12 protein-coding genes are annotated in these 14,590 nt (G+C 71.6%); 6 read left to right on the top strand and 6 right to left on the bottom strand.

The window, feature by feature from the left end; translation table 11 throughout:
• Position 1 precedes the first annotated feature (1 nt).
• From H0487_RS07075 to H0487_RS07060, 4 genes are all read left to right on the top strand, one after another.
• Positions 2-1,744 carry an ABC transporter ATP-binding protein gene (locus H0487_RS07075; protein ID WP_183093529.1) on the top strand — a complete coding sequence of 581 codons (1,743 nt, stop codon included), beginning with the start codon at positions 2-4 and terminating at the stop codon, positions 1,742-1,744.
• Positions 1,741-3,627, top strand: coding sequence for an ABC transporter ATP-binding protein (locus H0487_RS07070; RefSeq protein ID WP_246383073.1), 1,887 nt, complete (start codon positions 1,741-1,743; stop codon positions 3,625-3,627). The genes H0487_RS07075 and H0487_RS07070 overlap by 4 nt, the downstream gene beginning before the upstream one ends.
• A 573-nt stretch (positions 3,628-4,200) precedes the next feature.
• Positions 4,201-5,811: an MDR family MFS transporter gene (locus H0487_RS07065; protein ID WP_183093528.1), complete on the top strand. Its 1,611-nt coding sequence runs from the start codon at positions 4,201-4,203 to the stop codon at positions 5,809-5,811.
• Entirely contained in the window at positions 5,808-6,266 is a 459-nt protein-coding gene (locus tag H0487_RS07060; RefSeq protein WP_183093527.1) for a MarR family winged helix-turn-helix transcriptional regulator, read from the top strand. The genes H0487_RS07065 and H0487_RS07060 overlap by 4 nt, the downstream gene beginning before the upstream one ends.
• 17 nt (positions 6,267-6,283) lie before the next feature.
• Here the strand turns inward: H0487_RS07060 and H0487_RS07055 are convergent, their stop codons facing one another.
• On the bottom strand, positions 6,284-7,861 hold the full coding sequence (locus tag H0487_RS07055; RefSeq protein WP_183093526.1) for a glycoside hydrolase family 13 protein: 1,578 nt from the start codon (positions 7,859-7,861) through the stop codon (positions 6,284-6,286).
• A complete protein-coding gene (locus tag H0487_RS07050; RefSeq protein ID WP_183093525.1) occupies positions 7,858-8,565 on the bottom strand; it encodes a hypothetical protein in 708 nt (235 codons plus the stop codon). The genes H0487_RS07055 and H0487_RS07050 overlap by 4 nt, the downstream gene beginning before the upstream one ends.
• 68 nt (positions 8,566-8,633) lie before the next feature.
• Here H0487_RS07050 and H0487_RS07045 point away from each other — a divergent pair, with 68 nt between their 5' ends.
• Positions 8,634-9,320 carry an iron-dependent transcriptional repressor DtxR gene (locus H0487_RS07045; RefSeq protein ID WP_183093524.1) on the top strand — a complete coding sequence of 229 codons (687 nt, stop codon included), beginning with the start codon at positions 8,634-8,636 and terminating at the stop codon, positions 9,318-9,320.
• Between the two features lie 119 nt (positions 9,321-9,439).
• Here H0487_RS07045 and H0487_RS07040 read toward each other — a convergent pair whose 3' ends face one another.
• The 4 genes from H0487_RS07040 to H0487_RS07025 are packed head-to-tail and all read right to left on the bottom strand — an operon-like array spanning position 9,440 to position 13,222.
• Entirely contained in the window at positions 9,440-10,276 is an 837-nt protein-coding gene (locus tag H0487_RS07040) for a Sir2 family NAD-dependent protein deacetylase (protein WP_183093523.1), read from the bottom strand.
• The gene (locus H0487_RS07035; RefSeq protein ID WP_183093522.1) at positions 10,254-10,520 is read right to left on the bottom strand and encodes a DUF2277 domain-containing protein; all 267 of its coding nucleotides are present in this window, start codon (positions 10,518-10,520) and stop codon (positions 10,254-10,256) included. Before H0487_RS07035 ends, H0487_RS07040 begins: the two co-directional genes overlap by 23 nt.
• 18 nt (positions 10,521-10,538) lie before the next feature.
• Complete coding sequence (locus H0487_RS07030; RefSeq protein ID WP_183093521.1) at positions 10,539-12,698, bottom strand: beta-propeller domain-containing protein; 2,160 nt, start codon at positions 12,696-12,698, stop codon at positions 10,539-10,541.
• On the bottom strand, positions 12,695-13,222 hold the full coding sequence (locus H0487_RS07025; RefSeq protein WP_183093520.1) for a SigE family RNA polymerase sigma factor: 528 nt from the start codon (positions 13,220-13,222) through the stop codon (positions 12,695-12,697). Before H0487_RS07025 ends, H0487_RS07030 begins: the two co-directional genes overlap by 4 nt.
• Before the next feature lie 101 nt (positions 13,223-13,323).
• Between H0487_RS07025 and H0487_RS07020 the strand changes: the two genes are divergently transcribed.
• Entirely contained in the window at positions 13,324-14,505 is a 1,182-nt protein-coding gene (locus tag H0487_RS07020) for a saccharopine dehydrogenase family protein (RefSeq protein ID WP_183093519.1), read from the top strand.
• The last annotated feature ends 85 nt before the right edge of the window (positions 14,506-14,590 follow it).

The raw sequence follows: 14,590 nt of genomic DNA, 5'->3' as shown, positions 1-14,590 counted from the left end.
GATGCTGGCCCGACTCCTCCGGGAGTACCTCTCGCCGTACCGAGGCTGGCTGGCAGCGATCGTCGTCCTGCAGCTCACGGCGACGGTGGCGATGCTGTATCTCCCCAGCCTCAACGCCGACATCATCGACAACGGCATCGCCCAGCGCGACACCGGCTACATCGTCCGGATCGGCGTGATCATGCTCGTCGTCTCGCTGGTGCAGGCGGCGTGCTCGATGACGTCCGCCTGGTACGGCGCGCAGGCCGCGATGGCGTGCGGCCGCGACCTGCGGGCGGCGGTCTTCGGCCGGATCGGGTCGTTCTCCAGCCGTGAGGTCGCGACGTACGGCGCCCCGTCGCTCATCACCCGCGCGACCAACGACGTCCAGCAGGTGCAGATGCTGGCGATGACGACCTGCCTGATGGCGGTGACCATCCCGATCATGATGTTCGGCGGGATCGTGATGGCGATGCGCGAGGACTTCGGGCTGTCGTGGCTCGTCGTCGCCGTCGTCCCGGTGCTGTTCGTCTGCATCGGCCTCGTCGTCTCGCAGATGATCCCGGCGTTCCGCTCGGTGCAGGAGCGGCTCGACGACGTCAACCGGGTGCTGCGCGAGCAGATCACCGGCATCCGGGTGGTCCGCGCGTTCGTCCGCGAACCGCAGGAGACCCGCCGCTTCGGCCGCGCCAACGACGACCTCACCGAGGTGTCCGTGCGGGCCGGCCGCTGGATGGCGGCGCTCTTCCCGCTGGTGATGGCGGTGTCCAACGTCGCCAGCGTCGGCGTCATCTGGTTCGGCGGGCACCGCGTCGACAACGGCCAGATGGAGGTCGGGGCGCTGACGGCGTTCCTCTCCTACCTGATGCAGATCCTCATGTCGGTGATGATGGGGACCTTCATGCTGATGATGGTCCCGCGGGCCGCGGTGAGCGCAGACCGGATCGCGGAGGTGCTCGACACCGACTCCTCGATCGCGCCGCCCGCGGTGCCGGTCACGGAGGTCGCCGTCTCCGGCCACCTCGACCTCGAGGACGTCGGGTTCACCTACCCGGGCGCCGAGCAGCCGGTGCTGGACCGGGTCAGCCTGTCGGTACGGCCGGGCCGCACGGTCGCGGTCATCGGCTCGACCGGTGCCGGCAAGACGACGCTGGTCAACCTGGTGCCGCGGCTCCTCGACGCGACGACGGGGCGGGTGCTGGTCGACGGCGTCGACGTCCGCGACCTCGACCCCGAGCTGCTGTGGTCGCGGATCGGCCTGGTGCCGCAGCGGGCCTTCCTGTTCACCGGGACGGTCGCCTCCAACCTGCGCTACGGCAGCCCGGACGCCACCGACGACGAGCTCTGGCACGCCCTGGAGATCGCGCAGGCCGCCGACTTCGTGCGCGCCATGCCCGAGCAGCTCGACGCCCCGGTCGTGCAGGGCGGGACCAACGTGTCCGGCGGCCAGCGGCAGCGGCTCGCCATCGCCCGGGCCCTCGTACGACGGCCCGAGATCTATCTCTTCGACGACGCGTTCTCCGCACTGGACGTCGCCACCGACGCCCGGCTCCGGGCGGCCCTGCGCCCCGAGCCCGCCGCCACGGGCGACACCGGCGTGGTGATCGTCGGCCAGCGGATCGCGACGATCCGGGACGCCGACGAGATCCTCGTCCTCGAGGACGGCGTCGTCGTCGGCCGCGGCACCCACGCCGAGCTGCTGGCCACCAACCCGACCTATCAGGAGATCGCCGCCAGCCAGGGCATCGCCGAGGACGCCGCATGAGCGCGCCGACGACCGAACCGGGCACGGGCGCCAAGCCCGGGACGATGAAACAGACCGAGCGGGTCGTCCAGGGCCCGGGCTTCGGCCGCGGCCCGATGGGTGGCGGCATGGTCGGCCAGAAGGCTCACGACTTCCGCGCATCCGGGAAGCGGCTGCTCGGGCTGCTGCGACCGGACCGGTGGCGCGGGGTGGCCGTGCTGCTGCTGGCCGTCGGCAGCGTCGCGTCGGTCGCCGTCGGACCGTGGCTGCTCGGCAAGGCCACCGACGAGATCTTCTACGCCTTCATCGTCGGGGACGACGTCGACTTCGGCGCGGTCGGCGACCTGCTCCTGCTGACGCTGGCGATCTACCTCGCCGGCCAGGTGCTCGGCTGGTTCCAGGGCTGGCTCGTCAACGACGTCGTCCAGGGCACGGTCCGCCGGATGCGCGAGGACGTGGAGGAGAAGGTCCACCGGCTCCCGCTGGCCTACTTCGACCGGCAGCCCCGCGGTGAGCTGCTCAGCCGGGTCACCAACGACATCGACAACGTCGCCCAGAACCTCCAGCAGACCATGAGCCAGCTGCTCACGTCGGTGCTGATGGTGGTCGGCGTGCTCGGGATGATGTTCTGGCTGTCGCCGCTGCTCGCGGCGATCGCGCTGGTCTCGGTGCCGCTGGCGATGATCGTGACCAGCCGGATCATGAAGCGCTCGCAGAAGCAGTTCATCAACCAGTGGCGCCAGACCGGCCGGCTCAACGCCCAGATCGAGGAGGCCATCTCCGGCCACGCCCTCGTCACCGTGTTCGGTCGCCGCCGGACGGTCGAGGCGGACTTCGCGGCGCTCAACGAGGACCTGTACGCGTCGTCGTACCGGGCCCAGTTCGTGAGCGGCCTGGTCATGCCGCTGATGATGCTCATCGGCAACCTCAACTACGTGGTGATCGCCGTCGTCGGGGGCCTGCGCGTGACCAGTGGCGCGCTGACCCTGGGGGAGGTGCAGGCGTTCATCCAGTACTCCCGGATGTACACCCAGCCGATCACCCAGATCGCGTCGATGGCCAACCTGCTCCAGTCCGGCGTCGCTTCGGCGGAGCGGGTCTTCGAGCTCCTCGACGCCGAGGAGGAGGTCCTCGCCGGCACCGGGGCGCCCGCCGAGGAGACGCACGGCGAGGTCGCGTTCGAGCACGTCTCGTTCTCCTACGACCCGGGGCAGCCGCTCATCGAGGACCTCTCCCTGGTCGCCCGGCCGGGGGAGACGGTCGCCATCGTCGGTCCCACGGGCGCAGGCAAGACCACGCTGGTCAACCTGGTCATGCGCTTCTACGAGCTCGACGCCGGCCGGATCACGCTCGACGGTGTCGACATCAGCGCGATGCCACGTGCCGAGCTGCGCGGCCGGATCGGCATGGTCCTCCAGGACACCTGGCTCTTCGAGGGAACCATCCGCGACAACATCGCCTACGGGCGGCCGGACGCGACCGAGGAGGAGATCCGGGAGGCCGCGCGGGCGACGTACGTCGACCGGTTCGTCCACTCGCTGCCCGAGGGCTACGACACCCGGGTCGACGACGAGGGCTCGAACCTGTCGGCCGGGGAGCGTCAGCTCATCACGATCGCGCGGGCCTTCCTGGCCCGGCCGGCGCTGCTGATCCTCGACGAGGCGACCTCCTCGGTGGACACCCGGACCGAGCTGCTGCTGCAGAAGGCGATGGCGGCGCTGCGCTCGGACCGCACGTCGTTCGTGATCGCGCACCGGCTCTCCACGATCCGCGACGCCGACCTCATCCTGGTGATGGAGGGGGGCCGGATCGTCGAGCAGGGCGGTCACGCCGAGCTCCTCGACCGAGGCGGCGCGTTCGCCCGGCTGCACGCCGCCCAGTTCGCTGCAGCCGAGCAGGTCTAAATCACTTGGCTTCCGCCGTGCGGCGGCCTACCTTTTTCGTACACGAGAAAGGAGGTGATCCGAGGAATGTATTCCTATAGGACGCGTGAGGTGGTTGCCGGTTAGGCGATCGAGCGAGCGACAGCGTCGAGCGAGGAACGAGCTCGAAGCGCTGGCCGCGAGCGAGTGAGCCAGGTGCGAAGCACCTTGGCGACCCCAGCGACGGGGTGGGATCACCCCGATCTCTGAGCCGGGCTGCCGGCCAATCCAACGCAGCCACCCGACCCGCAGGCGAACCGGGCACGTCCCCCGGTGCGGATCCCATCTGGGACCCACGCCTGCGGGTCGCCTCATTTCGGGGCGAGCTCGCAGCTGGCCCGGGCATCGCTGTAACTCAGTGTTCAGTTCACTCCCCGAGCGTTCGGTGCACTCCCTCGGTGCTGCGACCGGTCCTGGCGCCGTGCAAGCGGACTGAACACTGAGTTACCAGCTGCGCGGCTCGGCTGACGCGCAACAAGTTGACCTGCGCAACCAATCGATTTAAGGTTGACGACATCAACCAATCGTCGAGAACCTGATCCGAGGCCAGTCCGCATGTCCCAGCCCGCGACCGCCGCCACCAGCGGCCAGATGTCGCACCGCGAGGTGATGGAGGCCCTGACCGGGCTCCTGCTCGCGATGTTCGTGGCGATGCTCTCGAGCACCGTCGTCACCAACGCCCTCCCGGCGATCGTCACCGACCTCCGGGGCAGCCAGACCGGCTACACCTGGGTGGTCGTGGCGACCCTGCTGACGATGACCGCCACCACCCCGATCTGGGGCAAGCTCGCCGACCTCGCGAGCAAGAAGGCGCTCGTCCAGGTCGCCCTCGTCATCTTCTCCATCGGCTCGATCATCGCCGCGTTCGCGCCGAACATGGAGGTCCTCATCGGGGCCCGCGCCATCCAGGGGCTCGGCATCGGCGGCCTGACGGCGCTGGTGCAGGTCGTCATCGCCTCGATGGTGTCGCCGCGGGAGCGCGGACGCTACAGCGGCTACATCGGCGCGACCTTCGCGACGGCGACCGTCAGCGGACCGCTGCTCGGCGGCGTCATCGTCGACAGCCCGCTCGGCTGGCGCGGCTGCTTCTTCATGGGGCTGCCGATCGCCGCGCTCGCGTTCGTCGTCCTCCAGCGGACCCTGCACCTGCCCGTCGTACGACGTGACGGCGTGAAGATCGACTACCTCGGCGCGACCCTCATCATGGCCGGCGTCAGCGTGATCCTGGTGTGGGTGTCACTGGCCGGCAACCAGTTCGCCTGGGCCTCGGTGACCACCGCCGCCCTGATCGCGGGCGGGCTCGCGCTCATCGGCGCCGCGCTGTTCGTCGAGGCGCGGGTCGCGAGCGAGCCGGTGATCCCGCTCCACCTCTTCAAGAACCGGACCATCGCGCTGGCCACCACGGCCTCCGTCATGGTCGGCGTCGCGATGTTCGGCACGACCGTCTATCTCGGCCAGTACTTCCAGCTCTCCCGTGGGATGAGCCCCACCGAGGCCGGCCTCATGTCGATAGCGATGGTCGGCGGCCTGGTCGTCTCCAGCGCCGTCACCGGCCGGCTGATCACCGCCACCGGCCTGTGGAAGCGCTACCTGGTGGGCGGGACGGCCCTCATCATCGTCGGACTCGCGCTGCTCGGCACGATCGACGCCGAGACCCCGCTCGCCGTGATCATCGGCTACATGGTGGTGACCGGCGTCGGGCTCGGAGCCTCGATGCAGAACCTGGTCCTCGCGGTCCAGAACAGCGTGGAGCTCAAGGACCTCGGGGCCGGCAGCTCGGTCGTCGCGTTCTTCCGGTCGATGGGCGGCTCGATCGGCGTCTCGGCGCTGGGTGCCGTGCTCGCGCACCAGGTCTCCGGCCAGGTGAAGGACGGGATCGCCCGGCTGGCGGCCGACGGTCGCCTCAGCCCCGAGCAGCTCGCCGGGCTGGAGCACTCCACCGGGGACATCCCCGACCTCGCGGCGCTGCCCGAGCCGATCCGTGCGGTCTACGAGGCCGCGATGGGTGACGCCACCGGCCACCTCTTCCTCATCGCGGTGCCGTTCGCGGTCCTCGCGTTGGCGTGCGTGCTGTTCATCAAGGAGACTCCGCTCCGCACGAGCTTCGGGCCGGCCGACGCCGCACCCGAGGCCACCGGAGACCTGGAGGAGGAGCTCTCGCGATGACCACCGACCCGCACCCCAGCCACGCCGAGACGCTGCGTCTCCTCGAGCAGGAGGTCGGCGTGCTGGTACGTCGGGTCCGTCGCGTGATCGGCCAGCGGGCGCTCGCGATCCACCCCGACCTCCAGCCCGTCGCCTACCTGATGCTCGGTTACGTGCTGCACCACGGACCGGTGCGCGCGTCCGCGCTCTGCCAGGCCTTCGACATGGACAAGGGCTCGGTCAGCCGCCAGGTCCAGACCCTGCTCGACCTGGGGCTCCTCGACCGCGCGCCCGACCCGGCCGACGGCCGGGCCACCCTGCTCTCGGTCACCGAGGAGGGTGAGCGAGGCATCGCCGACGTCAGCGAGCACCGCCGCAAGCTGCTCGCCGAGCGGCTCGGCGACTGGACCGAGGACGACCTGACGCAGTTCGTCGGGCTGCTCAGCCTCTACAACGCCGCGCTCTCCGACGACTGACGGCTGGGCTCGGGCGGTCAGCGCAGCCAGACCGCGGTGTTCGCGGGCAGTCGGTCGGTGACCGGCCCGCTGCTCACCAGCACCTCGCCGGCGGGCAGCGCCACCGAGCGCTGGCCGGCGTTGAGGACGACCGTCACGTCGCCGCGGCGGACGAACAGCAGGTGGCGGCGGGCCTCGGCGACACAGTCGAGGTCGGTGCCGCGGACCCAGCGGGTGCGGGCCGCCAGCACCCGGCGGTAGAACGCCAGCGTCGAGCCCTCGTCGTCCTCCTGGGCGGCGACCGTGATCCCGCTCCAGTCGTCCGGCTGCGGGATCCACGGCTGGCCGTCGCCCGGTCCGAATCCGTACGGCGGCGCGTCGCCCGACCATGGCAGCGGCACCCGGCAGCCGTCCCGTCCCGGCTCGCCGGTCCGGAACCACGACGGGTCCTGCCGGGCCTCGGGCGGGACGTCGACCTGCTCCAGGCCGAGCTCCTCACCCTGGTAGAGGTAGGCCGAGCCGGGGAGGGCCAGCATCACCAGGGTCGCGGCCCGCGCCCGGGCGAGACCGGCCGCGCCGCCGCCGTACCGCGTCGGATGGCGGATGACGTCGTGGTTGCTCAGCACCCAGGTCGGCGGTGAGGCATCGGCCGTCGCCAGCGCCGCGATCGAGCCGTTGACCACCTTCGCGAACTCCCGTGCCGACCAGTCCGTCCCGAGCCAGCCGAAGTTGAACGCCTGGTGCAGCTCGTCGGGGCGGACGAACTCGGCCATCGACTCGGCGGTCTGGGTCCAGGCCTCGGCGACGCCGATCCGCTCGGTCTCGCCGTCGCCGTACTCCTCGAGGACCCGCCGCCACCGGCGATAGACGTCGTGGACCTCCGGCTGCTCCCACATCGGCTCGTCACGCAGCACCCGCTCGACCATCGAGCCGGTCGGGGTCGCGGAGAGGGAGGACCGGTCCTGGTCCCGCAGGCTCGCCTCCTTGTAGAGGCCGTGGGCCACGTCGACCCGGAACCCGTCGACCCCGCGCTCCAGCCAGAAACGCAGCACGCCCTCGAACATGTCGCCGACCTCGGGGTTGCGCCAGTCGAGGTCGGGCTGGGTGGAGTCGAACAGGTGGAGGTACCAGGAGCCGTCATCGAGCCGGGTCCACGCGGGTCCGCCGAAGATCGAGTCCCAGTTGTTCGGCGGCTTCGCGCCGGCCCGGCCCTTGCCCTCGCGGAACAGGTAGCGCGCCCGCTCGCTGCTGCCCGGCCCGGCGGCGAGCGCCGCCTGGAACCAGGCGTGCTGGTCGGAGGTGTGGTTGGGGACCAGGTCGACGATCACCCGGAGGCCGAGCTCGTGGGCGCGGTCGATCAGCTCGTCGGCGTCCGCCAGGGTGCCGAAGAGCGGGTCGACGTCGCGGTAGTCGGCCACGTCGTAGCCGTGGTCCTTCTGCGGCGAGGTGTAGAACGGCGTGATCCACAGGGCGTCGACACCGAGGTCGCGCAGGTAGGGGAGCCGCGAGGTGATCCCCGGGAGGTCGCCGACACCGTCGCCGTCGGCATCGGCGAAGCTGCGGACGTAGACCTGGTAGACGACGGCCTCCTGCCACCAGGTGGTCGCGGTGGTCATGCGAAGTCGTCCGGGTTGATGGCGATCCAGACCTGCTCCGCGGTGGCGAGCAGCTCCCCGCCGGCCGTGTAGAGCGAGGACGCGGTGAGCGCCTTGCGGCCCTCCGAGCCGCGCAGCGCGCCGACCGCGACGTGCGGCTCGCCGACGGCCGGGAGGCGGTGGACCTGCGCAGTGATGGTGCCGAGCACCGCCGGGCGCTCGTCGACGCCGGCCGCCCAGCCGCTCGCGCAGTCGAGCGCCGCCCACACGATCGGCACCGTGACGTCGTACGGCGTCCAGGCGGTCGCGAAACGCTCGGGGTCGTGCGCGACCCGGCCCGGGAAGATGTGGAGCCCTTCGCCCTCGGCGCGGTCGGGGCCGCAGGCGAAGCAGGTCGGGAACGGGTGGGCCGCGAAGCCGGCGTACCGGGTCTGGGCGTCGGCGGCCTCCTCGACGGTCACGGGCGGCACCGGCGTCAACGCGGCGGCGTCGATCCGCGCCTGGGCGACGGTGCGCCCGTCGAGGGTCGCGGCGAGGCCGGCCTCGCTCTCCTCGAGGGCCAGCGGGATGTCCAGCGGGGGCGGGAGCCGGAGCGCGACCGTGACCGGTGAGTCGGGCGCGGCGAGACGCTCGGCGAGCGCTCCGGACGTCCACCCGCCGTTGCCGGAGCGCGGTGGGCCGTGGAACTGCTGCGGCACGATCAGGGGCTGGGTCGTGGGCTGCATCCGTCCAGCCTGCCAAACAGGCGGGTGGCTGAGTACGTCTGTGGGGGCCGATAGGTGAGAATGGCCGCGTGAGCGATCTCATCGACACCACCGAGATGTACCTGCGGACCATCTACGAGCTGGTCGAGGAGGGCATCGTGCCGCTGCGGGCGCGCATCGCCGAGCGCCTGCACCAGAGCGGTCCGACGGTGTCCCAGACGGTCGCGCGAATGGAGCGCGACGGACTGCTCACGGTCGAGGGTGACCGTCACCTCGAGCTCACCGACGACGGCCAGCGGCTGGCGACCCGGGTCATGCGCAAGCACCGGCTCGCGGAACGGCTGCTCACCGACGTCATCGGCCTCCCCTGGGAGCTCGTCCACGAGGAGGCGTGCCGCTGGGAGCACGTCATCTCCGAGAACGTCGAGCGGCGCCTCCTCGAGCTCCTCGACCACCCGACCGAGTCGCCGTACGGCAACCCGATCCCGGGCCTGGCCGAGCTCGGCCAGGAGAACCACGGCGAGGACTTCATGACCGATGTCGAGCCGCTCTCCAAGGCCGCCGGACCGGAGTCGAGCCGCGCGCTGGTGCGCCGCATCTCCGAGGAGATGCAGAAGGACGAGGCGTTGATGAGCGCCATGCGCCGGGTCGGCGCGCTGCCCGACAAGACGATCACCATCCAGGCCACTGCCGAGGGCGTGCTGGTCGGCTCCGGCGGCGAGACCGCCGAGATCTTCCCCGAGGCCGCCGACCACATCTTCGTACGGCGTTTGTAGGGCCGAGCGCGTCGCGGACGCCGCTCGCCGCCCAGGCCATCGCTTCGCTCGGCCCAGGGGCTTGCGACGTGCGGCTTCGCCGCCGTGCGCCGCGCTGCCGGCCAGCGCCGTTGACGCCGTCAGGGGTGACGCGCCGCTGGCGTCCGCATGGCCGAAAGCACTGGGAGCCAGTCGCTCGTGCCGGCCTCGACCTTGTGGGTCGCCAGGTCGTCGCCGCGGGTGGTGCCGCGGTTGACGATCACGACCGGCACGCCCAGCTTGGCGGCGCGCTTCACGAAGCGCAGGCCGCTCATCACCGTGAGGCTCGACCCGGCGACCAGCAGTACGCCGTCGGTCGCTGCGAGCGCGTCGACGGCTTCGTAGCAGCGCGCCACCCGGGCGGCCGGGACGTTCTCGCCGAAGAACACCACGTCGGGCTTGAGCGCACCGCCGCAGTCGTCGCACGGCGGCACCACGAAGTCGGCGGTGTCGTCGAGGTCGACGTCGCCGTCGGGCCGGCTCGCGACGGCCGCGTGCCGCTCCAGCCAACCCGCGTTGAGGGTGGCGAGGCGGTCCTGGAGCGCCGGTCGGGGCGTCGTACGGCGGCAGGACAGGCAGACCACGTCGGCGACCCGGCCATGGAGCGCGACCAGGTGCGGGGTGCCGACGGCCTCGTGCAGGCCGTCGACGTTCTGGGTGATGACGAGCTCGGCGCCGAGCGTCGCGACCGCGTGGTGACCGGCGTTGGGGACGGCGCTGCCCATCCGGGACCACCCCAGGTGCGAGCGCGCCCAGTAGCGCTGCTGGGCGGTCGGCCCGGACACGAACTCCTGGAAGGTCATCGGCATCCGGGACGGGGCGCCGGGCCCGCGGTAGTCGGGGATGCCCGAGTCGGTGGAGAGCCCTGCTCCGGTCAGGACGACGAGCGGTCGCTCGGCGCAGAGGGCGAGCGGCTCAGCCGTAACGGAGGCGAGCACGCTCCCGCGCCTTCTCCGCCTCGACCTCGCGGTCCTTGGGCGGTGCCGTGGTGACCAGCTCCTCGAGGAGGTGCTGGGTGATGTGCGCGATCTCGTGGACGGCGCGGTCGAACGCCTCCTGGTTGGCCTGCGACGGCTTGGTCGCGCCGCTGACCTTGCGCACGTACTGGAGCGCCGCCGCGGTCACCTCGTCCGAGGTCGCGGGGGGCTCGAAATTGTGGAGGACCCGGATGTTGCGGCACATGCACCGAGCGTACGTCGTTCAGGAACGGTCGCGCAGGTCGAAGAACTCGACGTCCTCGCCTGTCACCAGGACCACCCGTCCGTCCGGCATCGGTACGGCGCGCACCTCGTCGATGTCGTCGCCGTACTCCACCTGGACCATCCGGTTGAGCAGCTCGCCGTCCTCGATCTTCAGCACCGACAGGTAGCCGACGCCGCCGCGCCGGATCACCGTCAGGATCGTGCGGTGGTCGTGGATGAAGGTGAAGGTCCGCGGGTCGGCGCCGGCCAGCGCCTCGGTGTTGGCCGCGTAGTGCTGGACGTTCATCCGGTGCACCTTGCGCAGGTCGGCGGTGTTGAACAGGCCGACCTGGGCGCCCCAGCCGCGCCCGCCGAACGACGGACCCTCGCCCACGCCGACGAGGCGCTTCGGGCCGAGCGGGTGCAGGTACGACGAGAAGCCCGGGATCTTCAGCTTCGAGATCAGGCGCGGCTTCTCCACGTCGGTCAGGTCGATCGCATAGAGCGGGTCGACCTGCTCGAAGGTCACCACGATCGCGAGATCGTCGAACCACCGGACCGACTTGAGGTCCTCGTTGCGGCCGAGCTCGTCGAGCCGGCCCTCCTCGACCAGGTCCTGCCCGTCGCGGGCGAGGGTGACGACGGAGTTGAAGTTGCCGGTCTCCGAGGTCGGTCCGACGGCGACCCGCAGCACCCCGCCGGCCTCGTCCATCGACCAGCGGTCGGCGACGGCGCCCTCGACCTCGCCGGAGGCGACGTGGGTCGCGCGGGTGCCGTCGACGGCGAAGTCGAACAGGTAGGTGCTGCCCCCGGTCACGCTCGGGAGGATGCGGGTGCCGATGCAGCCGATGCAGTCCAGTCCCCGCCCCCAGCTGGGGCTGGCCGCGAGGTAGAGGTGGTCGACCGACTCGTAGGCGATGTCGGTGGCACCGGCCAGCCCGATGGCCTCGACCTCGGTCGGATCGGTCGCCTCGAAGCCGACGACGCTGACCGTGTCGAGGCTCAGCTCGTCGGACGGGATCGCCACGTCGGTGCAGTCGAGCAGCTGCTCAGGTTCCCCGTCTGCCCCGTCGTCTGCCCCGTCGTCTGCCCCGTCGACAGGGCTGTCGGTGATGGTCGGCAACCAGTCCTCGATGGTCGACTGCTCGACCAGGTCGCGGTTCTTCTCCAGTGCCGCCCGCCGGCCCTGCTTCTTGCCGGGCCGGAGGAAGCCGAGGTCCGGCAGCCCGCTCGACAGCACGAGCCGGATCGCGTCGCCGTGCTGCCGCGCGGAGAGCAGCCGGGCGTCGTAGGCCACGTCGTCGGTGATCTCCGGCGACTCCGGGTCTGCGACGGAGACGGTCACGACCCGGGTGCCGAGTCGCGCGCCCACGCCGTAGGCCGTCCGCGCCCGCGGCGCCTCCTCGTCGATGCCGACCGCGACCACGGTGTCGCCGGCGAGCATGATCTCGCCGTCCTCCAGGCCGGGCAGGTCGATCGAGGACAGCCGGTCGGTCCGCCGGCCGGTGACGTCGTAGACCACGAGCTCGTCGTCGCGCAGCCGCAGCAGCAGCGTGCCGTCGGTCTTGACCAGGTCGGGCTCGTCGACGCCGATCTCCTGGACGTTGGTGCCCGTGTCGCTGTTCTGCTGGCGGACGGTCTTGGCGCTGCTGTAGGGCGCGTAGGCACGGGCGTTGGACCGCTCGAGCATGCTCGCGGTCCCGGTCACCCAGTTGCCGGCGTCGGTGGCGAAGTCGTCGCTGAGCTGCCCGGCGCCGTCGAGAGCCGTCGTCTGCAGGAGGAGGTCGCGCCCCCAGTAGGGGCTGTAGGCGTCCTCCCAGCCCCACGCCGTCACCCGGGCCAGCCCGCGGTCGACGTAGGTCGCCAGCAGGTCCTCGCACGACTCGGCCGGGTCGAGGTCGGCCTGGAACGCCACGTGCGTGGCTTCGCCGCCGGGGCGTCCGAGGTCGGCGTCGAGGTCGCCCCGACCACCGCCGTCGCCGGCGACGAGGGAGCCGGCGAGGAACGCGCCGACGACGCCGGTCGCGACGCCCGCGACGAGCAGCGGACGGACGAGGAACCGGTGGCGCCGTCCGTCGGCGCCGGTCCGGCGCTGGCCGAGGCGGCCGGCGCGGAGGATGTCGTGGGTGGGGGCCTTGCCCACAGGCAGGTCGTCCCAGAGGTCTTCGAGGTCGGTCATCGCGCACTCCCGCCGGTGATGTCGAGAAGGTGGTCGTTCGCAGCCAGCTGGGCGAGGGAACGGGACAGACGGCTCTTGACGGTGCCCGCCGGCACGCCGAGGACGTCGGCGGTCTGCCGCTCGGTGAGCTGGACGAAGTAGCGGAGCACCACGACGTCCCGGTTGGGCTTGGTCAGGCACGACAGCGCCCGGTGGACCGCGTCGGCCACGGCGAAGGCGTCGGTGCCGTCGGCGATGGCGGTGGTGGCCCCGGTGTCGTCGAGCTCTCCTGTCGCCGCCCGATCCTTCCACCACCGGCTGCGACGGGTGTCGCGCAGGCAGTTGAGGAGCATCCGGTAGACGTAGGCGTCACGGTTGTCGGCGTTGCTCACCTTGTCCCAGCCGGTGTAGCACCGGACGAGCGTGGTCTGGGCCAGGTCCTCGGCCTCGTGGGGGAGGGCGCCGAGGAAGACCGCAGCGCGCACCAGCGTGCCCCAGGCCTGCTCGACGTAGGCGGCGTACGCCGCCTCGCTGTCACGATCCACGTGGTCTCCGATGCCCTCTCCGTGCTGGCTTGCTGACCGTACGACGGAACGACGACCCCGGGAGGTTCCATCGACCCTCGACCGGTGGGACGATGCCGGACATGGCTGAGTCTGAGACCAAGCGCACCTACGACCTCGTCCTCCTCGGCGCGACCGGCTTCACCGGCGGTCTCACCGCCGACTACCTGGCGGAGAACGCTCCCGAGGGCCTCCGCTGGGCGATCGCCGGCCGGAGCAAGGAGAAGCTCGAGGACGTGCGCGAGCGTCTCGGTGTGGACGTCGACCTCGTCGTCGTCGACTCCTCCGACGAGGCCTCGCTGCGCGACATGGCCGCCTCGACCCGCGTCGTCGCGACGACCGTCGGTCCCTACCTGGAGTACGGCGGCCCGCTCGTCGCCGCCTGCGCGCAGGAGGGGACCGACTACCTCGACCTCACGGGCGAGCCGGAATTCGTGGACCGGATGTACGTCGAGCACCAGGCGACCGCCGAGGCGACCGGCGCGCGGATCATCCACTGCTGCGGCTTCGACTCGATCCCGCACGACCTGGGCGCCTACTTCACGGTGCAGGAGCTGGCCAAGGACCTCGGCGGCGCGGTCACCGGCCCGGTGACGATGCGCGGCGTCGTCCGCTCCAACGGCACCTTCTCCGGCGGGACGTTCCACTCCGCCCTGAACGCGTTCGCCCGCGCCAAGCAGATGCGGGACGCCAGCCAGGCCCGCAAGCGGGTCGAGCAGCGCCCCAAGGACCGCAAGTCCCGGGCGACCGCCGGCAAGCCCTCGCGCGACAAGCGGCTCGGCTACTGGCTGGTGCCGCTGCCGACCATCGACCCGTTCATCGTGGCGCGCAGCGGCGCCGCGCTGGCGTCGTACGGCCCGGCGTTCACGTACTCCCACTTCGCCGGCACCAAGACCCTGCGCTACGCCGCCGGCGGCGTCGTCGGGGCCAGCACCCTCGCGCTCGCCGCCCAGGTGCCGCCGGTCCGCAACCAGCTCAAGAAGCGGGTGCCCCAGGGCTCCGGTCCGTCGGAGGGTCGCCGCGACGCGTCGTGGTTCAGCGTCGAGTTCGTCGGCGAGAGCGGCGGCAAGACGGTGCAGACCAAGGTCTCCGGCGGGGACCCCGGCTACACCGAGACCGCGAAGATGCTGGCCGAGGCCGCGCTGTGCATCGCGCTCGACGACAACCCGACGACGTCGGGCCAGGTGACGACCGCGACGGCGATGGGCGACGCCCTGCTCCTGCGGCTGCGGGCCGCGGGCATCTCCTTCGACCGGGTCTCCTGACGCTCCTCGCCGGCCGGCCCCTCGTCGGCCGGCGAGTCGCCCGTCGTCGGGGTCACTGGATGACGGTGTTGCTCCCCGCGCCGCC

This window comes from Nocardioides stalactiti (genome assembly GCF_014180715.1).
In the GTDB taxonomy this organism is placed as follows: Bacteria; Actinomycetota; Actinomycetes; order Propionibacteriales; family Nocardioidaceae; genus Nocardioides; species Nocardioides stalactiti.
Note: the sequence above shows the minus strand (reverse complement) of the source record. Positions and strands in the feature narration are given on the sequence as shown.